The 23,193-nt window shown below is 44.1% G+C and carries 11 protein-coding genes; 3 read left to right on the forward strand and 8 right to left on the reverse strand.

Translation table 11 applies throughout. From position 1 onward, the window contains the following. Together U9Q77_14245 and U9Q77_14250 are read left to right on the forward strand one after the other, a co-directional pair. A partial coding sequence (locus tag U9Q77_14245) for a hypothetical protein (protein ID MEA3288515.1) occupies positions 1-660 on the forward strand: 660 nt, incomplete at its 5' end. Positions 661-666: 6 nt separating this feature from the next. Then, a complete protein-coding gene (locus U9Q77_14250; GenBank protein MEA3288516.1) occupies positions 667-1,104 on the forward strand; it encodes a hypothetical protein in 438 nt (145 codons plus the stop codon). Between the two features lie 184 nt (positions 1,105-1,288). On the opposite strand, the gene U9Q77_14255 is transcribed toward U9Q77_14250, so the two are convergent. From U9Q77_14255 to U9Q77_14290, 8 genes are all read right to left on the reverse strand, one after another. Further along, a complete protein-coding gene (locus U9Q77_14255; protein MEA3288517.1) occupies positions 1,289-4,258 on the reverse strand; it encodes an insulinase family protein in 2,970 nt (989 codons plus the stop codon). Between the two features lie 170 nt (positions 4,259-4,428). Next, positions 4,429-5,442, reverse strand: a complete 1,014-nt coding sequence (locus U9Q77_14260) for an HD-GYP domain-containing protein (protein ID MEA3288518.1) — start codon at positions 5,440-5,442, stop codon at positions 4,429-4,431. A 125-nt stretch (positions 5,443-5,567) separates the two neighbouring features. Beyond that, positions 5,568-14,957 carry a choice-of-anchor D domain-containing protein gene (locus U9Q77_14265; GenBank protein MEA3288519.1) on the reverse strand — a complete coding sequence of 3,130 codons (9,390 nt, stop codon included), beginning with the start codon at positions 14,955-14,957 and terminating at the stop codon, positions 5,568-5,570. 723 nt (positions 14,958-15,680) lie between these two features. Then, positions 15,681-16,049 carry an MmcQ/YjbR family DNA-binding protein gene (locus tag U9Q77_14270; protein ID MEA3288520.1) on the reverse strand — a complete coding sequence of 123 codons (369 nt, stop codon included), beginning with the start codon at positions 16,047-16,049 and terminating at the stop codon, positions 15,681-15,683. 971 nt (positions 16,050-17,020) lie between these two features. Further along, positions 17,021-18,013 carry a tetraacyldisaccharide 4'-kinase gene (gene lpxK, locus U9Q77_14275; GenBank protein ID MEA3288521.1) on the reverse strand — a complete coding sequence of 331 codons (993 nt, stop codon included), beginning with the start codon at positions 18,011-18,013 and terminating at the stop codon, positions 17,021-17,023. Positions 18,014-18,021: 8 nt separating this feature from the next. Further along, on the reverse strand, positions 18,022-18,687 hold the full coding sequence (locus U9Q77_14280) for a DUF374 domain-containing protein (protein MEA3288522.1): 666 nt from the start codon (positions 18,685-18,687) through the stop codon (positions 18,022-18,024). 3 nt (positions 18,688-18,690) lie between these two features. Then, positions 18,691-19,803, reverse strand: a complete 1,113-nt coding sequence (gene lpxB / locus U9Q77_14285) for a lipid-A-disaccharide synthase (protein ID MEA3288523.1) — start codon at positions 19,801-19,803, stop codon at positions 18,691-18,693. Positions 19,804-19,966: 163 nt separating this feature from the next. Next, positions 19,967-20,944 (reverse strand): Gfo/Idh/MocA family oxidoreductase, encoded by a 978-nt coding sequence (locus tag U9Q77_14290; GenBank protein ID MEA3288524.1) that lies wholly within the window; start codon positions 20,942-20,944, stop codon positions 19,967-19,969. Positions 20,945-21,148: 204 nt separating this feature from the next. Here U9Q77_14290 and U9Q77_14295 point away from each other — a divergent pair, with 204 nt between their 5' ends. Next, positions 21,149-22,762, forward strand: coding sequence for a carboxypeptidase M32 (locus U9Q77_14295; GenBank protein MEA3288525.1), 1,614 nt, complete (start codon positions 21,149-21,151; stop codon positions 22,760-22,762). The last annotated feature ends 431 nt before the right edge of the window (positions 22,763-23,193 follow it).

The following is a 23,193-nucleotide window of genomic DNA, read 5'->3' on the forward strand; positions in this document are numbered from 1 at the left end:
TCAAAATTCAGGGAGTTCTTTGAGAAAAATAGAGCGTATTCTTTGTGCAAATACGACCAACAATTAAATATAATTGATTCAGCAGATTTTGTGTCACACACGGGTGAAAATCTGGAGGTTTACATAAGGCTAAAGCAGTTTCAAGCAATGGATATTGATGATCATTCAAACATTTATCTGGTAAATCCAGAAAATGGATTCAATATAAAAGTTTATTCCGGGGATTTTAATTTGAAAATGGAATTCAAGGGTAATAACAGTCACTATCAGTCGATACCGAAACATATCAAGAAAACTGACATTGATGAATACCAAAACATTGGCAATACATATTCGGTTGTTTATGCACTCTTTTTGATCAATGATAATGTTATCACATCATTTTACAAAAATGTACCCATTATGGAAAAGCCAAAAGCGCCATACTATTTCGATGTGTTTTCAAAAGATGGCGAAAAACGGTCTTCTGGAAGTCTCCCGTTCCCATTGTTCGGTAGAGATGATAGCAACAACCTTTTTCTATATGTTAAAGTCGAGAGTAATTCCTTTTTTGGTGATGATGACTATTACCTTGTAGCAATCAGTGTTGCAGAACTCTCAAGGGGTGTTGTAGATAGAGAATATGTTTTGCACAGAATTAATGCAAGCAAAAAGGATTAATGCTTGATGAGATGGTCATACAGAGAAATCTCTAAACCAGGGATGACGGGTATGCGTTGGGCAATATCGGGTTTTTTCTTCTTTCTTGCGATCATAAAAATTAACTCGATGTTGAGATTTGGAATTACGCCATATGAACAATTTGTAATTATGACAGGTTTACCAGAAGTATTTAAGTATTATGGAGCAGTAGCATGTTTAGTTGAGTTATATTTAGCCATAGGGATATGGATAAAACAAACTTTCAATTCAGCTGTTGGTGTAGCCGTTGGTTTGTCTTGTTGTGGAGCCGCATTAAGTATTTACTCGTTGGTTCTGAAGAAAACAACAGACTGTCACTGTGGACTCTTGGGGGATAATGAATATAGCTTGCTTGGTCAAAAACTCATCATTATTGGAGCGCTGCTGCTTTTAGCAAAAAACAGGGAACGCCTCACTTTTTAGTAAAAAAAATTCGCAAATAACACTAGTGTCGAGTCAAGCATGTATTGTCACAACCAAGCCTGGTCCTTTTCGCTGTTAGCTGCGTTAAATATTTAAACCATAGCTACGGCTATGCTAAAAATATTTGCCTTGCTACCAACGAAAATTCCTGCGTCTTTTTGGACACTACACAGTAGACTCGACACTAGTCAATAACAATAAGCTTCTCAAAGAGTTTTTTATTCTGTTTTAACTTGTCCTCATTCCCGTAAACACAGATCGTGCTGTTGTTTAAAATATCTGCCACCATTTGATCATACGCTTTTATGTCTGCCAGAGTTGTCGACAGGACAGCATCACGCTCAGACTGCAATTGGGCACGACTGGTTTTGCTGAAAAAGCGAGCGACTGCCACACCACCCCTTTGAGAGGATGTTAACGGACGATCCATTCCTGAAATGGTACCAATAATGAAACGGGTCATTTCTGTGTCATCAAGATCAAGTGAACTTAAAAAGGCAGGAGTATTAGAATAATTTACAAGGGTTTCTGTAAGATTGGGATCTCGATAGGATCCAAAATAAACCCGACCGGAAGGTGAAAAGCGAGCAAAACCACCATAGGCCCCACCAATCACCCGGACCTGATTTTTAAGCCATTCCCTGGAAATTATCTGATTCAACACAAGGATCTGGCCATCCCATTGATATCCAAGATCAGTAAAATCACCACCCTGTAAGACATATTGAACCTTTGAAGCTGCCATTAATCCCTCGTTTTTCAAAGTAGAGCGCAAGCGCCAGTCCAGATATACAGGTTTATTATTTGGCAGCCGTTTTGAAAAAGAACGAAGCTCTTTTTTAAACGGTTTTAAAGCCTCCCCAGAACAGGTTACCGATGCAACTAAGTTCTTGCGTGAAAAAAGTAATTCAGAGACATTTTGTAAATCTGAAATGAGCGCGGATTGTTTTGTATCAAAATTGTCCACCAGATCAGAAATGAACCAGTAATAATCGAGCCCCCCGGTTAATTCATCAAAAAGCCCTGCTCTGGTAGCGTAAGAAAAAAGTCGAGTACGAGCAAAACCAAGTCCGTCACGTTTCACTGCTGCCGACAGGCGTGACTGGTGTCTGACAAGTACATCTTTAAGGCGATCGATATCACCTAGTAAAGAATGCTGCAAAACCTCGTTACTCAATTCAAAAGCGAGATCCTGTTTATGGGCAAGTACTTTTGTAGAAACCACGAATTTTGGTATCAGATTATCATCATTACGGTTTTCCAGATAGGAGGTGAGATAAGTGTTGAATCCGCCAAGATGGGTATCCAGTGCATTATCTAGCTCACCGAAAGTGTGGGACTCAGTAGCAATTGACCCAAGGAGAACAGCCAATAAGTTTGCATAAGGCAGTTGCTCTTCCTGTAAGACCCTGAGATCGAAAAAAAGTCTGATGTAATTGATATCATTTGTAAATGCTTCGTGATGTAAGTAAGGAACACGAGAAACCCGGTGCTGTTCTGCGGTATACCAGTCAACGCCAGGTTCGATATCACTTAAATTCAACAGGGGTATGGTTGCTAACGCTTCAGGGCTATCACCGGCCTTTTGATATTCAATAAGCTGAATCGTTTGCTCCACAAGATCAGCTATTTGATTATCGGAGAGCGTTTGTTTAAAAGCGGCCAATTCGGCTGAGGTATGCAGATCATTTTCCGCTTCCAGTCCCGGTTTGGGATCAAGCGTAAAGAGCAAGGCGTGAGGATTATTTAGAAAATATTCAGTAATCAATTTTTCTAAATATCCTGCGGCAATACCCGTTTTCATGGCGGCCAGCGTTTTTTCATATTCAAGTCCACTGAAGGGTTCGTCTCCCCAAAACCAGGAACTTAAAGCCTGTTGATTATAGGAAAGTCCTTTGTGGGGCGTGTTGCCTTCTCTGAGATGAAACTCCATGCGATTCAATACGCCAGACAGGGCGGCCTGATCTACTCCTTGGGACGCGACATCCCGAAGGGTTTCGAAAACAATACGATAGAATTCATCCGCCTCGTCAGAATTGGCGTTTTGAACACGGACATGAAACACATTTTGGCGTAGATCGTCAACCCAGGCACTGATATCCTGCCCAATGCCAGCCTCCTGTAAAGCCAGGCGGACCGGAGCCGATTCATTATTAAATAACACCTGTGTAAGCACCCGCAATCCCATTACCAACTGCAGGTCAATACTCTGTCCACATACAAAAGAAAGAGATAGATAACTTTGTTGTTCAAGCTCCGAACCTTCTGTGGCAGCATAAGATCCAGCCCCTTTCTTTATGTTTTTGAAGGGGGCCTGAAGAGGCAAATCCACCAATTGAGCCGGACGAACATAGTTTGACAGGTAGTGTGTATCGATAAATTCCAACTCTGATGCAAGATCACCATCACCATAGAGAAAGATGTAGGAGTTTGATGGATGATAGTATTTACGGTGAAAGGCCAAAAAAGCTGTATAGGTTAAAGTTGGTATGGCTGAGGGGTAGCCACCTGACGAAAAGCGATAAGGAGTATCGGGAAATAGATTTTGATCAACCAGATAACCCCATTCGCGGGTGGGGCTTGAAAAGGCACCCTTCATCTCGTTATATACAACACCCTTATAAGTAAGTGCAGAATCGGCATTTTCTAATTCTCGGTGCCAGCCCTCTTGATCCAGGATACGCGGGTCATCATAAATAAGCGGGTTAAAAACGGCATCCAGATAGATGTGCATGAGTGATCGAAAGTCTTTGTCGTTCATACTCGATACAGGATAGAGGGTGATATCACTCCCGGTCATGGCATTAAGAAAGGTATTTAAAGAGCCTTTTGACAAGATATCAAAAGGGCTTTTTACGGGAAAGTTTTTTGAACCATTTAAGACGGAATGTTCCAGGATATGGGGCGTTCCTGCATCAGACTCAGTAATGGTTTTAAAGGTGATACAGAAGGTTTTATTCAGATCGCTATTGGATACTTTAAATAAACGGGCTCCGGATTTTTCATGTGAGAACAGAAAACACTCAGCGTTGACCTCTTTAACAAAACGCTTTTCAAGTAGTTTAAACCCGTGCATGTTCTCTCCTGTCTTTAATTCTGCCGTTAGTGATATGCCCGCCAGTAGCAGGATCATCAAGAAAAAAGATTTACGCATTTTGTGCACCTTAATTAGTGTCCGTCTCTGAACTCTTTTTCCACAATGAAGCAAACGAAATTCACGAAGATACATATGATTTTTCGTAGTATTCGTCAAGTTCGTTGTGGGAAACCGTAGTAGCATCTGCTTCGCGCTTAATTTAGGGGCAGACACAAATTAGAAAAAAATTATTTTTTAAAAAGTTGAACAAATTCAGCAAAAAGATCAGCGTTAAAGTGGGAACCCATTTCATACTTCATGAGCATTAAGGCATCATAAAGTGGCATCGATGGTTTGTAAGACCGCCGGGATGTCAGGGCATCAAAGACATCTGCAATGGCGCAAATGCGACCATATACATGAATCTCATCGCCTCTCAGTCCCTGAGGGTATCCAGTACCATTGTCGCGTTCATGGTGTTGCATGACAATTATTTTACACTCAGGACTCAGGTGATCAGTATCAGAAAGAATCTGGTAACCGCCCAGGGGATGATTCTGCATTAGCTTCCATTCTTCTTCATTGAGTTTCCCGGGTTTGTTGATCAATGAGTCTGGAACATATACTTTCCCCAGATCATGCAGAAAAAAAGCGGCTCCTAATTCTTGCAAATCATGGTGGCTTGAATTGCCGTAGATAGCTTTTGTAAGCAGCACAGATAGCACCCCGACATTCACGGAGTGGGTAAAGGTATAGTGGTCATGAGAAGTGATCTTCAAAAGGTGGGAGGCTGTTTCATCGTCGGCCATAATAAGGTCAACCATCTCTGAAATACCAGCTTTGAAGTGAGTGATATTTTCGACAGAGGGCGCTTTCAGCACCTTATCCATAATATCTAAGGAAACCTCATGGAGATAACTAGCTTTGCGTTTGGGTTCGATGGTAGAGTCTTGAAGAAAGTCACTATATCCTTCGGGTATCAGGGAAGGCCCCTCTTCCCGTGTGGCTTCAATTTCTACGGGACTCTTTTTTATATAGTTGGGTTGTTTTTTTTTGGGCTCCGGACGAACAAGGCTTTTGACGGGATGAACGACAACGGTTTCGATTCCACTCTGAGCGATTTTGGTCAGTTGTGACTGGTGTTTGACCAGAAAACTGCTGCGAACAAAAGAATGGTTAAGCCAATTGCCGGGTAACTCAACGAACATACCAATGCGCAGGTCTTCTATCTTTATTTTTGTTGGGCGGTCAATCGGTCTCATGGCTAAATTTTAAGGCAGTTGACCCCTTCACGCAAACACTATATCAAAAACTTTGATATAGATTTGAGAAAGCCGGGTTTTCACCCGGCTTAATTGGTATAAACACCCATAAAAATCACACCGAGCTAATCAACGATTGCCTTGAAGGTCACCGTGCCGTTGGAACCTGCGGGTAGGGAAAGGGTTCGCGTGAACCTGATATTGGTTACTGGCTCCGATTGAGAAACGTCATAAGAGGTTCCATTGTCATGGCTAAACTCAATGGTCATATTGATACCTACAGCTGTATTCTCAACATAAGTCGTTTCAACCGGGATATCTTCAATAACAACAACACTGGTTGCCAGTCCTTCACCAACATTAGAATAGACAACAGTATAAGTCAGTGTATCTCCAGGAGCGGCCGTGGCAAGATCAACACTTTTTGAAAGTGTCAGTTCGGGCAGCGGCATAGGTTCACCAAATCCGGTAATGGCAAAAGTATAGGGATTTTCGTCATCGTCATCCGAAGCAATATTCACGGTTGCCGTTCGGTTTCCTTCTGCAGACGGAGTAAAGGTGATCCTGAACTCAGTAGTGCCACCACCAGCAGCTATGGCAGCATCAGGGATCTGAGTGATGCTAAAATCGCCAGCATGTGCTCCAGAAAATGTCACAAAAGGAGATGAGCCGGAAAGGTTAAGAGCGGCACTTCCCTGGTTTTCAATGGTGAAGCCAACCGAGAAAGCAGAATCAACAATGGTGCTGTCAAAGACAGTGCTATCTAGAACACTGGGCGTGATATCGCCACTGATGATTGAAAGGCTGTTACCAATCAAATTGATCTCACTGCTAGCGACTCCAGTTCCCTGAATACTAAAGGTAAAAGGATTCTCATCATCATCGTCATTAGCAATACTGATAACGGCATCTCTCTGACCGACTGAGGTTGGATCAAAAGTTACATCAAAGGTTACCGATCCACCGCTGGCATTAACTGAAGAGCTGGCTGGTTGGGTATTGACCAGAAAATCTCCAGCATGGGTTCCACTTAAAACAACCAGCGGAGTGCCGGTTAATGAAAGGGTTCCACTACCCGTATTAAGCAAGGTAAAAGTATGTATACTGGTGCCGGTCAGAATATCAAGACTCCCAAAAGCAGTTGAGTCAGAGGTAATGGGTGAGCTGTCACCATTGGCAATAGATTCACCATTCCCTTGAACCTCAATTTCGGGTGTAGCAGACCCAATTCCCTGGATAATAAAGGTGTAAGGATCTTCATTCAGATCATTGTTTGCCAGTGATATAGTTGCTTTTCTGATTCCTTCAGCAGTCGGGTCAAAAGTAACGGTAAAGGTGGTAGTATTGTTGGACGCTACAGGAGAGAGCGGAGCGCTTGTAATGCTGAAATCCGCCGGGTGGTCTCCAGTGATAACGACGTGTGGTGAGGGATCATTGAGAATCAGATTTGCATTACCGGTATTAAGAATAGTGAAGATCTGAGCCTGGCTACCGGTAACAATATCTTCGGTTCCAAAGTCAGTATGGTCTGAAGCTGTTGCTGCAGTATCACCATTTGCAATTGCTATCCCATTCCCAGAAATTTCAATCTCGGATGCGAGTCCAAACCCCCGAATATCAAAAGTATAAGGGTTTTCATCAGCATCAGTATTGGCGATACTAACAGAAGCTGTTCTAAGACCTTCAACTGTTGGAATAAAACGGATATCAAAACTGGTATTTTCGCCAGAGACAATGGTTTCACCAGGATCTGAGGTTACCACAAATTCATCAGCGTGAGTGCCGGAAATAGAGATTTTTGGTGAGCCATTCAGTGTTAGATCAGCCCCGCTGATATTCAGAACCTGAAAGGTATGGATCACAGAGTCGATCACAGCATCAACAGAACCGAAATCAGTATGATCTGCTGTTGTTGGAGAGGTATCACCATCAACAATACTGACATTATTACCCTTGACATCAATTTCCGGCTCAGATTGTTGATAAACACCGGCATCAAGACTGGAATTGAAAACACCCGTAGTCAGGGTAAATGAGTGGGATCGACCGTCTGAGGTATAGGTGTCACTATCCAGGGCATCATCACTACCGGCATCCTGGGGCGAAAAGACATAACCTGCTGGTAAACCGGTAAAATATAGGCGATAGGTTTGATTACTTAGACCCGAGAATGAGTAGTAACCAGATGCATCAGTTGTGGTTGTTGCCACACTGGCGCCACCACCATCGATCTTGATCTCAACATCGATTCCAGGCACACCGGATTCACCAGCATCCTGAATACCGTCCTCATTCACATCAAGCCAGACATAGTCACCAACACCAGTGGCTTTAAAGCCGGCATCCTGAGTATTATCAATAGAACCAGCACTGATGGTAAACGTGGCTGTTTTTGCTGTGGATGGATCAGCATCACTATCAACCTCATCATCGGCACCCTGGTCTTGGGCTGAGAGCGTGAAGCCAGCCGGTGGATTCGTAAACGTGAGATAGTATTCGGAGGGAGCCAGATTCTCAAAGACATAGGCGCCATCAGAACCCGTAACAACGGAGTTAAGGAAGGAATCATCACCATCATAAAGTGAAACAGTAACATCAGCGAAACCGGCTTCACCAGCATCCTGAATACCATCACCATCACTATCCAGCCAGACCTTGTTACCCAAGGTCCCGGTGGTTGGCAAAGGAGATTCAGCTAGGGGACAAGAAGCCGCATCATTTTGGTTGGTGGCAACAGCCTGACCCACATAAACGGTTTCATATGAAGTTATATTGACCTTATACATCAGTCCGCTGGTGTTATTGGAAACATAAACATAACCGTCTGAAGCAGACCAGGCTGCTCCATAAGCATTGCCATTGGTACCGGCATTTAAATCATCAGCCAATTTACCAGTCAGTGTTTGAGTGCTGACAGTATTACTTACCGGGTTATAGATGTATAGGGTAAGGCCGCTAACACCATAGAAATTGCCATCGTTATCCAGATAGGCCATGTCTGCAGCCAGAAAATCACCCCCACTGGCAAGTGTTGTGGTGACAGATCCAGAGCTTACATCAAAGATACCAAATTGATTTTTATCACCGGGATTCAAAAAATAAAGATCACCGGAGCCATTAAAATCTCCCACCCATGATGAAAAAGGTATGGTAATGGATGACAAAACAGTAATGTCACCGTTTGCATCGATCCGTACCATATAGTCACCCGATACGACACTACCTCGTTCAAAACCATATAACAGACCATCTTCGAGGTTGTAACCAACTGCATTGATGGGATATCCGGCAGTTGCGATGGTTGTGTATGTGTAAGGACTGGTGGTTGCATCCAGGTAGGCAATAATACCCGTTGCATCATAGATCTGGAAGAAGTTGGGCACACAGGCAATGGGAGAGCCTGGCCCAGTTCCGTTTCCCTGGATCGCAAAGGTATAAGGGCTTTCATTGGTGTCATTGCTGGTAATTGAGACCGAAGCATTGCGGAGACCCACAATGGCTGGATCAAAAGCAATGGTAAAGGTTGTATTGCTTCCAGAATTCACTGGGGATGAGGGTTGTGTTGTCACTGAAAAATCAGCTGCATGATCGCCAAGAAGGGTGACCTTGGGAGTTCCTGTCAGGTTCAGAGCAGAACTACCGGAGTTGGAAATAGTATAGGTTACATATTGGGTACCCAGGTTCGCGTCAACATCACCTAAATAGGTACTGTCAGACATACTGGGAGAACTATCACCATTGTTGATGGTGAGACTATTCCCACTGACCAGCATTTCAGGTGCTGTTGTGCCGGTTCCCTGTATATCAAAAGTGTAGGGATTCTCATTCTGATCACTATTGCCAATACTGACTGTTGCTTCCCGTGATTCTGTTCCAGATGGATCAAAAGTGATGGTCAGGATCACTGAACTGCTGGGAGCCACCAGCGGAGCGGGCTCTGCTGTTACCGTAAAGTCTGCAGCATGAGTACCGGTTATACTGATGATGGGTGTTTCCCCCAGGACCAGATCATCCGAGCCATAATTATGGATCACAAAGTTCTGAGAAGCGGTAAAACCACCAACCACTTCCACGCTGCCAAAGTTCGTTCCGTCACTGACATCAGGTGATGGGTCACCATCAGGAATATCGATCATGTTGCCCTGAACGTTCATCTCAGATTGTGAATTTGGATCGTAAATACCAGTTCCTTGAACCGCAAAGGTATAAGGGTTCTCATCAGAGTCATTATTTTGAATACTGATGGTGGCCTGGCGGATACCCCGGGCTGCTGGTGTAAAGGTAACTTCAAAGGTGGTTGTAGCGCTGTCAATGGCAATGGAGGTGGCCGGACTGCTGGTTATGCTGAATTCTGATGCGTTTGCTCCAGTAATATCAACATAGGGTGGAGGTCCGGTCAGGTTTAGAGTCTCATACCCGATATTACGGATAACAAACGGCGAGGTTGTGGGAACCCCGGAGATATTTGCTGTCCCCAGATCAGTATAGTCGGTCTGGCTTGGAAGATTATCACCTGAGTCGATGACATTGCCATTGCCCAGAACTTCTATTTCTTCATCAAGTGTTGATGTTCCCAGCCCTTTAATAGCAAAATTATAAGGATTTTCATCGTCATCATCATTTTGGATTGTGATCGTAGCTGACCGTACGCCTGTTGTTGTGGGATCAAAAGTGATCTGAAAATCCACCGTTCCGCTAGCAGCCAGAGTGGCCGATGGCGGTTGTTGGGCGACGAGGAAATCTCCGGCATTAACCCCGGTGATCTGAATAATTGGTAAGCCGGACAGAGCTAAAGCGCCAGACCCCGTGTTGTTGATCGTGAAAGTATGAGAGACTTGATCTGCAAAAATATCTTGGCTGCCAAAATCGGTTAGGTCTTCAGCAGAGGGTGATGTGGAACCATCCAGAATTAACTCAATGCCTCCCAAAACTTCCATTTCAGGATAGGACGTTCCAGTACCCTGTATATCAAAAGTGTAGGGATCCTCATCTGTATCCGAATTGGCAATTGACAAGGTCGCTGTTCGCAAACCATCAGCTGTTGGGTTAAACCGAACAGTAAAGGTGGTTGAATCGTCATCCGCAATCGGTGTTGTGGGAATTTCGGTGATTGTAAATTCAGCAGCATGGGATCCACTAATCACCACATATGGAGAAGCACCAGTTAGCGTTAATGCTGCGCTTCCATAATTGATAATAGAAAAGATTGCTTCGTTAGTGCCTGAAACAACATCGGCACTTCCCAGGTCAGTTGAGTCAAGCGTGGAGGGACTGTCGTCGCCATCCAGAATTAAGACCCCTCGTCCCTTTAGCACTATTTCTGGAGCCAGGCCGGTTCCCTGAATATTAAAGTCGTAGGGGTTTTCATCAGCATCGGTATTTGAAATGGTCAGGACAGCTGATCTAAGTCCGCCTTCGCTGGGATCAAAAGTAATTTGGAAAGTAGTGTTATTCCCTGAACTAACGGTAGTTGCTGGAGTGGTTGTAAGGCTGAAATCTGAAGCATGGTCTCCAGAAATAGAAACCAGTGGTGTACCATTCAAGGTCAGATCAGGACCACTGATGTTTTCTATGGTAAAAGTGCGAACAACGGTGCTGCCGGAAATTAAGGCAGCCCCGAAATCGGTATGATCTGCAGTTCCAGGCGTGGTATCACCATCAGGAATATTGACACTGTTTCCAGTGACGTTCATTTCAGGATTGGTATTCTGGTACAGGCCAGCATCCAGACTGGAGTTAAATTCACCACTACTTAAAGAGAATGAGTGGGATCTGCCATCACTGGTATAACTATCACTATCCAGCGCATCATTACTGCCGGCATCCTGAGGTGAAAAGACATAACCAGCAGGTATATTGGTAAAATACAAACGATAGGTCGTACCCGAATTAAGGTTGGTAAAGAAATAAAAACCTGAAGCATCAGTGGTGGTGGTTGCCACACTGGCGCCACCATCAACTTTAATCTCTACATCGATACCAGGAATTCCAGCTTCACCAGTATCTTGAATACCATCTTCATCAGTATCCAGCCAGACAAAATCACCTACCCCAGTGGCTGTAAATCCGGCATCCATACCTTCTTCAATAGAGCCAACACCCACAAAGAAATCAGCGGTTCTACCGTCTGCCGGATCAGCATCACTATCTGATACATCGTCACTACCCTGATTTTGAAGCGTAAAGCTAAACCCGGCCGGGGCGGCAGAAAAAATAATATAGTACTCAGAGGGAGACAGATTTTCGAATAAATACTCACCATTCTCATCAGTAGTAGTTGAGGCAATAAAAGGATTGTCCTTTCCATAGAGAGACACGGTTACACCGGAAAGACCAGGTTCACCAGCATCCTGGATTCCATCTCCATCGGTATCGATCCAAACCTTGTCACCAACAGAACCAGTCGTTGGCAAGGGTGATTCAGCCAGGGGACATGAGGCACCATCACTCTTGTTCAGATTGGCTTCGGCCTGTCCCACAAAAACGCTTTCACCGCTGGAAACATTGATTTTATACATGCGGCCACTTTGACTGTTCGTGGTATAGATGTAACCATCATTAGCTGACCAGGCGGCACCGTAATAGATACTGTTGGTTCCTGTACTGTATTCATCAGCCAGACGTCCAGTAATAGCGCTGGTGGAAACACTATTGCCGACCGGGTCGTAGTCATAAAGAGTTGTGACGTGAATACCGTAGAAATGTCCATCATCATTTAAATAGGCCATATCGATAGGCAACCAATCCGTACCACCAGTGTTTTGACTGGTAACAGTACCTGTACTGGCATCAAAAACGGAAATATTATCGCCGTTATCATCCCAGAAATACATTTCACCGGAATCGTTAAAATCGGCTCGCCAGGATAAATAGGGAATAGTAATACTGGAAAGAACCGTGATCGTACCCTGTCCATCAATTCTTACGATATTGTCACCAGAGACATCTCCATCCATCTCGAAGCCATAAAGCAGACCGTCTTCCAAATTATAGCCCATACCATTAACATGGTAACCGGCAACTGCGATAGTCGTATATGAATAAGGGTTTGTGGAGGCATCCAGATAGGTGACGGTACCATTATCGCCAAAAATATGAAAAAAGTTTGGGACACAAGCCAGGGGTGATCCTGGACCGGTACCATTACCTTGAATAGCAAAACTGTAGGGATTCTCATCGGCATCATCACTGGCAATAGAGAGACTGGCATTTCTAAGACCTACCTGATTTGGGTCAAAAGAAACCGTGAAAGTTGTACTGCCACCAGCGCTGATAGCTGAGGATGGCAGGCTGGTCACAGCATATTCAGCTGCGGCATCACCGAGAATATTAACCAAGGGAGTTCCGGTTAAATTCAAAGTTGTACTACCCAGATTATGAATCGTATAAGTAACGTGGTTTATGCCAAGACTGGCTGTGACATCGCCAAAATAAGTACTGTCAGTTAAACTGGGACTAGCATCTCCATCCACGATCTCAAGGTTGTTGCCCGTGACCTTGATTTCGGGAGAGGTTGCGCCCTCACCCTGCAAGGTGAAAGTGTAAGGGCTTTCATCAGCATCATTGTTCTCAATACTAACGTAGGCTGAACGGGTTCCTCCATTAGACGGGTCAAAGACCACAACAAATGAAACAGTTCCACTGGGAGCAATTGGCGAACTGGGTTGTTGGCTTATAGTAAAATCAGCAGCATGCACACCGGAAATGGTCACTACAGGTGAGCTGGTCAACAAAAGATCTTCGGTACCATTATTATCAATGGTGAAAGTTTGGCTCGTGGTGCTGCCATCCACTGCAACGGAGCCAAGATCAGTCCCATCACTTGAGGAGGGGCTATTGTCCCCATCAGGTATACTGATCAGGTTCCCTTGAACATCGATCTCTGATAATGGAGCCGTCGCGTAGGAGCCAGTACCCTCGATAGCAAAGGAGTAGCTATCTTCATTTAGATCATTGTTATTGATCGTCAAAATGGCCGATCGATCGCCTGATGTAATTGGGTCAAAAGCGATTTGAAAAATAGAGTTTCCACCAGGGGCAATAGAACCAGACGGAGCTGTATGTACGCTAAAATCGCCAGCATGAGTTCCCGTGATCTCAATCAGAGGCCAGGAGCCGGTGAGATTTAAGGTGGCAGGTCCAGTATTATAGATCGTGAAGGTAACGATCTTTGAATCATCTCCAACCTGAGTGGAACCGAAATCGGTGGAATCGGTTACTGTTGGTGAAAAATCATCATCAGCAATGGAAACCCCATTCGCCTTGATGTCAATTTCAGGATTAATGGTTCCCGTGCCCTGGACCGCAAAAGTATAAGGACTTTCATCCCCATCATCATTGGTAACTGAGATGGTAGCCTGACGTAATCCAGTTGCCGTTGGGTCAAAGGTCACCTGAAAGGTCTGTGTTCCACCCTGGGCTGCGACAGTGCTTGAGGCGGGTTGCTGGCTAACAATAAATTCAGCGGCGCCCGATCCGGACACAGCAACAAGAGGCGTGCCGGAGAGCGACAAAGCTCCAGATCCGGAATTATGAATGGTAAAAGTGTGAGTATTCGCGCCTCCATAGATGTCTGCCGTGGAAAAATCAGTATCATTAGAACCGGAAGGCGAAGTGTCACCGTCAGAGATAGAGGTTCCGTTACCCTGGATATCTATTTCTGGTACAGCAGTTCCCGTTCCCTGGATATCAAAGGTGTACGGGTTTTCATCAGCGTCATTATTTGAAATAGAAACAGATGCGTTGCGGGCGCCAGAGGCACTGGGGTCAAAAGAAACATGAAAGAGGGAATTACTGCCAGCACTAACATTATTAGCAGGCTGAGCTGTTACGGTGAAGTCGGCAGCATGACTACCAGAAATGGCAACGATAGGGTTTCCCCCAAGATCAAGACTACTGTTGCCAGAATTTGAGATGGTAAATATGTGACTAACACTACCGGAAACAATATCGGCACTGCCAAAATAAGTATCATCATTAACGCTGGGAGATGTATCTCCGTCAAAGATCGAGGTGCTGTTACCTGCGACATCCATTTCCGGATTTGGTGGTGTTGTTACGTTGATGGAGTAATCCTCAACTTCACCATCAAACCCGGTTTCACAGGCTGATGGATCAGAATTGTACTTGGTGGAAACACGCATGGTTGTGGAGCCTAGAGCGGCCGCCCCGGGAATTGTTATAGATATTGGTGACAATGTGGTCGGGCTGTTGGAAACATTTCTAGCGGTACCCAGATCGTAGGTTTCTCCCGCATCATCAAAATCAAGATCTTGATTCCAATCTATCCATACAAGAGTATGGACTGTATAATTTCCATCAGTATTCACATTAACGGTTAAATCGTAGGATCCTGTTTGACCAACATTGGTCGACATGCTTGTGAAATCTGAGTAAGCATTGTATTCTTCCGGGGTTGAATTATCAATGGTGTTGAAAATTACCCGCCGTGTTCCCGTGGCATAAGAGGTGTTTCCTGTAGAGTTACACTGGCCAAAAACTTTGGAGTTACTCAACAACGTTAGTAATAAAAGGAGGACAAACCCGGGAAGCTTGTCAGCAGACACTTTTAAGCGTTTAAAAAAAGAAAAAGAGCCAAAACTATAGGTTTTAGTGTTGGTAATCTCGGTTCGAAGGAGGGTTGTAGTATTCAGCGTTCCAATTCCTTAAAATAATATTTTACCACCCGACTAACAGTGACCGAACCAGGTTCAGGTCTAAAAGTGAGCAGGGAAATGCTCTTCTGTGGGGTGAAAATAATTTGATAATAGGTTTTTACCATAAGATTTACATATATGTCAAAGGTCGTGCCATGGAAAAATATAGCACCTAAACACAGGTTAATAAATAAGATAATTACCGTGTTAGGGTAGTGAATTGTAAGTGGCGTGTAATATATAAATGACGGTATGCACGGGGTTGTCGGGTTTATGTGACCGAACGTGATAGGGCAAATGAAATCCTGGTGATGTAATTGTCCCGGGCAAAACATTTCGGGTTGAATTTTATTGAATCATTTGGGATGTAACTTTCTATTATTAAACCGGCCCATGTTATCCGTAAGTATGTTTTTAAATATATAGCCACAAAGTCACCAAGGCACAATGTTCTATAAAATCTCTGAATGGCTCTTTGAGCCTTTGCTTGTCCGGCGTAGCTCTTCGAGCGAAGATGGATGTCTTCGTGGCAAAAGAAGGTACACTGCTGCGAGATGGTGACTCCTGATGCAACCGGCTATCTCAGGCCAGCTTAATAGAAACGTTCAATCGCCTCTGCTCCTTTTTGCTCAGGGTTTTCACAACCAGTTCATATGAATCATGGATTAACTTTTCTACGAGAGCTTGCTCCAGTGAACCATCAAGAGTGACGGTATTCCAATGTTCCTTATTCATATGATAACCAGGTTTGATGGCGGCAAATTGTGATCTCAGAATCAAGGCATCTTCAGGATCACACTTGAGGTTGATTGCAAGTGGGGTTTGATCAATACTGACCAGAGCAAACATTTTTCTGGCGACTTTAAAAACCGGAGTTTTATCATCAAAAGGAAACGATAATGTTGATCCTTCAAATGTTAAAAGCAGCGTTTCTAATTTCTTATAATTCATTTCACCTCTCTCGCAAGTCGGGACATTCCCACCTAATTAATGTTGATTACATCGACTCAAACTCTTCATGAATAATTATAGCCTGGAGTTGTCTGTTTTCCCACCAATTCTTAGGCTAATTGTGCTTTCAGGTTAAAGTAGAAACCCATCCCCGTATCCCCTTCAAGTTACGTTTCATTACGTCGAGACAAACTCAAGAGAAGACCCAGTTTGTCCCAGGGATGACTCATAAATTGTCTTGTGCTGCACTTCTGATATTATACATCACGCGAGTCAATTCTGAAGGAAAAAATGCTTGAAAGAGCCGGTTGAAAAACGTCTGAATTCAGGTATCCAGCCAGAAGGGCGAACAGTAAATTCCCGGGACAGAATTAATGACTTGAACTGCAATCGAGAGTATGAGCCGTTTCCTGAAAGTCATTTTAATGACGGCATATCACCAGTATCGGGAAGCAACAGGTCAACCTGATTTTTACTATCCAAAACCAGGTAAAGCAGGTCAAATCCCAGACGTGTAGAAGCTGGATTTGTTTATGTTTTTGAAGTGGTTTTCTAAGCTCGCGAGGGATTTTTTGGTGAGCCTCTTTGACCAGTTGAGTGAGCCGGATTTTGAATTGTCAGGGTTGTTGAAACCGATCTTCAGCAAAAGACTTTCTGTCGAGGTAATAACCCCTGGTTTCAGATGACAGTCTGGCAATATCATTAATGAAACAATCCCAGAGCAATAAAGCATTTATGATGCAAAATCCAGGAGATCAAAGCATCGCGCCAGGGCTGAGTCAACGCTTACAGGTAATGTGATGCAGATCGCTTTAACCAAACAGTATAGCGCGTAAGAAAGGAAAGATTAGAAACCAGACAGAATCATGATAATGACAACAAAGTATGATTATTTATGCCCTAATGATGCTAATGTCCTGGGTAAATGCGATAATACGAGCGGCTAATAATGCTAAAAAGACACCAAACAATTACTTAAAGTGCTGCTTTAGGTGTCGAATGAGAGTCTCTGGTAGTTTTGCTTTAACCTTGATGTAATAGATGTTTTGCCGTTGACAGAACTCGGAATCAAGCTTGATGAAATCCTTTTGAGTCGTGATCCAGTAAGTGCAGGATATTTGAGAGATCTCCTCCTTTTGAGCACTGTCGTATTGCGTGTGATCAACGAAGGCGATCCGGGCATGAGCAGCATAATGCTGCTGCTCAAATGACTGGAAAAAAAAATTGGGATTTCCCAGGCCCGCAAACAAACCATACTCACCCTTTAAACCGGAGAGCTCATGATGATTTCCGGCATGATCACAAACCTGATTATCCAGTTGAAAGATGAGATTGTTTTGATCATTCTCACGCATTCCGGATTTGCTATAAAGAAACAGATCAGCTCGTTCAATATTGCCAAGAGGCTCTCTGAGTTTGCCCCACGGAACAAGTCGTTGTTTTTGATTAGCAGGTTGATCCATCAGGAGTAGATCAAGATCACGATGTAGTCTACGATGCTGAAAACCATCATCCAGAATAATCACATCAGGCAAAAATTTAGCCACGAGATACTGAGCACCTCTGACCCGGTCTTCAGCCACTACAACTGGAATTCCAGGATGGTTTTGTGCGATTAAAAAGGGCTCATCGCCAGCCGCAGAAGGGTCAATTTTGAGAGAAGATCTATCGGCAACCAGAAGCAGACCTTTGGTGTTTCTCCCGTAGCCTCTGGATAAAACTGCTGACTGCTTTTTATGATCACTGAAGTATTCAATCAGCGCCTGAACCAGAATTGTTTTACCGCTACCTCCAACTGAAATATTGCCAACTGAAATGACCTGAGTTGCAACACGATGAGTTTTAAATATGCCCAGATCGTAAAGCGTATTTCGGAGAGTTATAATGACACGATACAAAAATGAAAGCAGAATGCGAACGGGTAAAAACCAGGTTGCCGAATATAAATATTGGGAGAATGACATGGATTTAATTAGAATGAATTCTCCAGCTCTTCCTGGTGTATTCTACAAATATCACTAGCCTGTGTTAATGCGTTTGCTAATGCTTCGCCACGTAAATTAGGATCCACCTTGATGGGCTCGCCAAAACCAGCCAACGCTTTTGAAAACGGAACTGGAATTACAAACCGATCCCAACCACGAGCTCTAAGTGCCCATCTGGAAGCAGTGGCAACGGGAACAATAAAACCATCCAGATGCTGAGCGGCTGCGTAAGTTCCCGGTTTCATGATTCGACGAGGACCCCGTGGGCCATCAGAGGCAAAAGCGGATACTTTAATCTGTTGCTTCTTTAGATAACGGATCATTCCAGTATAAGCTTTGCGACCACCCCGCGTACTGGAACCGCGAAAAGTGACATAGTTCAATCCTTCAAGAACGGCAGAAGCAATATCACCATCGCCTGCCTGACTGACGATGGCTGCGGGATGTAAAGGAGCGGTGAGATACCAGGCAATAAACATATCCCCGTGCCAGAATTGCAGAATAACAGGCTGACCGTTTTCTAACAAATGTCGCAGGCGATTCCAGCCACGGATTTCCAGTCTTAAACTTTTGCCAATAGCTTGCACCAAAAACCCACCAATACGCCGAGCAATGATAGAAATACGATTTTGGGTCTTACGATCTAAACCCATGGTTTAATCCAGATCCTTCAAAATGAGGCTAGCAATAATTTTAGCACAACCCGGCTGACCCAGGGCGTCCTTAAGTATGGCCAGCTTGCTTGACATTTCAATACGAGCAGCTTGATCAGATAGCAGATGAAGAGTTTCCTTCGCGATCGTTTGCCCGTTGGCATCCTTTTGGATCAATTCAGGTATGGCCCGTTCATCCACGATCAGATTGGGCATGGCGATGTGATCGATCTTCACCAGCAGTTTACCAATAAGATAAGAAAGGGGGGCAATTCGATAGATCACGACCAGCGGGGTGCCCAGATAAGCAGTTTCCAAGGTGGCCGTTCCAGAAGCCACAATAGCGAGATCAGCATGAAAGATCATTGGGTAAGGGTCATCTTTGATCAACGTGATTCCGTCAAGAGTCAGAAAGGGTTCATAATAAGAATCGGCCAGATCAGAAAGACCAGCCAATGTAAATTGAAGATCAGGCTGTTGTTTTTTCAACAATTGGAGGGCTTCCAGAAGGGGTTGAGTGAGTCGCTCCAATTCATTCCGTCGACTACCTGGCAGCAAGGCAATCATTGGTTTTTTCTCATCAAGACCATGCTGACTGAAAAAAGCAGATCTATCTGGTATATTAAAGTCCTTTTCCACCAGCGGGTGACCCGCGAAAGTAACAGGAATACCCTGCTTCTTGTAGAAATCCTCTTCAAAAGGAAAGATCACAAAAATGCGCTTAATAAACCGCCGCATAGTTTTTACACGACCCTTTTTCCAGGCCCAGACTTGAGGCGATATATAATAATACACTGGAATACCCAGTGTTTTTAGCTTCATTCCAAGGCGCAGGTTAAATCCGGGATAATCAAGCAGAATGGCCGCATCCGGTTGACGCTGTTGGCACTGTTCTATCACAGAGTGCATAACCTCTTTAAAAAAAGAAAGGTGTTTTAGAACCTCTATAAAACCAGTTACACTCAGATCTTTCACGTGATACAGAGAGTCTAACCCCTCCCGGGTCATGCGATCTCCACCAAGACCCCAAAAACGATGATCTGAATGATGTTCTTTAATGGCGGCCATCAAAGGTGCTGCATGATGATCACCGGAAATTTCCCCGGCAACGATCAAAAAGTTTTTAGCTGCAGTTTTTATTTTGAAGATCCTGTAGAAAAATAGAGATGATCCCCAAAAACAAGAAGTAGCCGATATGCTATTAAGGGAGTCTGCCAAAAACATTCTTCGCGCTTTTTGTGTCCTTCGCGGTGTAAAAAGCGACTTACCTTAAAAAGCATTATTGATTCATTAGTTGTTGGTTGATCATTTCGGCGATCTGCAATGCCTTAAGTCCATCCCGCCCACTTACAATAGGTGTATCATTATTGCGGATCGCTTTCGCAAAGGCGGCTTGCTCTGCGTACATGGCATCGGTTTTTGGAAGCGCCTTGTTCGTGTACACGATGACCTTATCTGATCCCTCCAGGGGAATAATCTTATCACCCCTGGATACTGAATCGTTCTGAACCAGACGATACATTTCTGTGGAGCCGGATTGAAAATCAATGGTTATATAATGCTCCTTCTGGAAGATGCGCATCTTACGCATGGGATTTAGCGAAATACGGCTGGCGGTTACGTTGGCAACACAACCATTTTCGAAAGCAATACGAGCGTTGGCAATATCAGCCAACTTGGAAACCACAGCGAGGCCATTGGCTTGAATATCTTTCACCGGACTTTTTACCAGCGACAGAATGATATCAATATCATGGATCATATTCTCGTGCACGACGGGATTGTTAATTCCCCGGGGAACAAAACTCACCAGGCGATGAGCTTCAATAAATTGAGGATTTAGTTCAATGCCATCCAGGGCAGTAAGGGCAGGATTAAAGCGTTCTACGTGCCCAACCTGGATTTTGACCCCAGCGTTTTCAGCAGATGCGATTAGCTTTTCACCTTCTGCAAGGGTGGCGGTGATAGGTTTCTCAATAAAAACATGTTTGCCAGCATCAATAGCAGTGGAGGCATGTGAGAAATGGAATTGGGTAGGACAGGTGATGAACAGGGCATCACAATTCTTTATGAGAGTCTCGACATTATGAATGGCAGGAACGCCAAACTCAGCTGCGATAAGCTTGGTTCTGTTATGATCTGTGTCAAAGACACCCACACAATCCCAGTCATTATGCTGGCTGAGATGTCTGGTATGAAAACGACCAATATGGCCTGCGCCGATCAATCCGGCTCTGAGTTTAGATGAGTTTGTCATGCCTGAAAAATAAGTCAAAACACATCCCGTGAAAGAGCAAACCCTCAATATTTTCGGTTTGGGATATCAGGTGGTTAGTCATTGGCTTAGATACGAAGAACACGAAAATATCAAATAAACACGAAGTTTAAAAACAGTCATCTGTAACAATCTGCGTAAATCTGTGGATTATAAAGAATCATTTTAGTGTAATGAAGCACCATCATGAAAAATTCAGGTTTAGCGAAAAGTGCATTTGTTGTTATTTTACCATGGTCGTCATTTTGGCGAGATGCAAACAATTATTTAAAGGGTCGAAATATGTCAGCACAGGATGTAATTCTAAAAGAATTGCTGGAAGCCAGCCATCTACAGGGAGTAGAAGCCTTATTGGGTTGGGATCAGGAAACTTATATGCCGGAAGGTGCCGGTGCGGCGCGGGCTGAACAGGTCGCCTACATCACCGGTTTAATGCACGCCAAATTGGTGGGCGAACCCCTGAAAAGAGCTTTGGCAGAGCTCATTGATCTGGAAACAGGCGAGTTGCTGACCATGACCCTGAATGAACGTGAGACTCGGCAACTGAAAGAAATCTGGTTGGATTATCGCCAAAATGCGGCCTTGCCGGCAGAGTTTGTCACCACCCTGGCAAAACACGCCTCAGTGTCACAACAGGCCTGGACTCGGGCTCGTAAGGATAACGATTTTTCATTTTACGAGCCATTTCTAACTAAAATGGTTCAAATGCAGCGGGAAAAAGCCCAATATCTCTCACAGGGATCTACCGATTATGATGCCCTCATGAATCAATTTGAGCCGAAGATGACCTCTGAAAAAGTCAGTAGTCTTTTTAAGGATCTCCGAACACGACTGGTTCCGCTCATTCAGAATATTCAGGAAGTCAAACATCGGGTCAATGGCAGTGTCCTTGGTAAAGAATACGATATCGATCAACAGTGGTCCTTTGGGATGGACATGCTGAAAGCCATTGGTTTTGATATGAATATCGGACGGCAGGATCGCTCGGCTCATCCCTTTACCACCAGCACCCATCCGACTGATGTTCGCACCACGACCAGGTTACGTGGGAACGATCTTAAAGCCGCTTTGTTGGGAACCATGCATGAAGGTGGTCACGCCCTGTATGAACAAGGATTGTTGCTGGAAGAATATGGCAACCCCTTGGGTCAGGCCATTTCTCTGGGTATCCATGAAAGCCAATCCCGTCTCTGGGAAAACCTGGTTGGGTTAAGCCCGTCCTTCTGGCGGTTTGCTTATCCCAAGCTTCAGACAAAATTCAAAGATCAATTGCGCGACACGACTCGGGAACAGTTTTATGCTGCTATCAATCGGGTTCGTCCCAGTATGATCCGTGTTGAAGCAGACGAAGCGACTTACAATTTGCATATCATGCTACGCTTTGAGATCGAAAAAATGCTGATCAATGAAGATTTTCCCGTGGCTGAGCTACCAGGACTTTGGAACGAAAAAATGGAAAAATACCTGGGTATTTGTCCCCGCAACGATGCTGAGGGAGTGCTCCAGGATGTTCACTGGTCGTTTGGTGCTTTTGGCTATTTCCCCACCTACACTCTTGGAAATCTCTATAGCGTCCAATTTTTTAATCAAGCCAAACAGGAGTTACCCGGTTTGGAGGATCAATTCGGAAGGGGCGAATTTTCGAATCTGTTAACTTGGCTGAGAGAGAACATTCATCAAAAAGGACGCCTTTATAAGGCTGAAGAGCTGGTCAAGAATCTCACCGGTCAGGAATTATCCGCCAAGCCATTCATGGATTATCTGGAAACCAAATACCGCAAGATTTATAAACTGAGTTGAGGTATAACGTTTTGCGCTTAAGCGGCTTCCGTATGATATAATAATTTGTATGATCAGCATATCCTGAGACTTTATTATCGTTAAGCAATCCCTTTGAGTGAGTCCGCTTGAAGCAGCTGGTTAGTTGGCATCCACTTCAGAATAAATTCCGAAATGTGATCCAAAACATTGCATTTTGAATTGACTTATTACTATCCATGCTCAATAATCCGTCCATTTTTCCCCACGTTTCGTTCTTTTTTCTTGATAAAAAAGGAACCAAAAAATCAAGGCATCTAAGCGTTTTGTAAAAACGCGTGTTTTTAATTCATTTCTTAACGCTCCAAAAGTGAGGATGGCCTAAAACAAAAAAACTCGCCTATCGGCTCAAACAATTTTTGTTTCTTCACGGCTATCCTCACTTTTTCCACTAAAATGAATAATGCCGGAAG

This window comes from Candidatus Neomarinimicrobiota bacterium, from assembly GCA_034716895.1.
Classification (GTDB): domain Bacteria; phylum Fidelibacterota; class UBA8477; order UBA8477; family JABMPR01; genus JABMPR01.

Bases quoted from the DNA above. Each gene is read 5' to 3' on its own strand.
- U9Q77_14295 (MEA3288525.1), top strand. From the start codon at position 21,149: ATGAAAAATTCAGGTTTAGCGAAAAGTGCATTTGTTGTTATTTTACCA.
- U9Q77_14290 (MEA3288524.1), bottom strand. From the start codon at position 20,944: ATGACAAACTCATCTAAACTCAGAGCCGGATTGATCGGCGCAGGCCAT.
- lpxK (MEA3288521.1), bottom strand. From the start codon at position 18,013: ATGTCATTCTCCCAATATTTATATTCGGCAACCTGGTTTTTACCCGTT.
- U9Q77_14260 (MEA3288518.1), bottom strand. From the start codon at position 5,442: ATGAGACCGATTGACCGCCCAACAAAAATAAAGATAGAAGACCTGCGC.
- U9Q77_14270 (MEA3288520.1), bottom strand. From the start codon at position 16,049: ATGAATTATAAGAAATTAGAAACGCTGCTTTTAACATTTGAAGGATCA.
- U9Q77_14280 (MEA3288522.1), bottom strand. From the start codon at position 18,687: ATGGGTTTAGATCGTAAGACCCAAAATCGTATTTCTATCATTGCTCGG.
- U9Q77_14255 (MEA3288517.1), bottom strand. From the start codon at position 4,258: ATGCGTAAATCTTTTTTCTTGATGATCCTGCTACTGGCGGGCATATCA.
- U9Q77_14250 (MEA3288516.1), top strand. From the start codon at position 667: ATGAGATGGTCATACAGAGAAATCTCTAAACCAGGGATGACGGGTATG.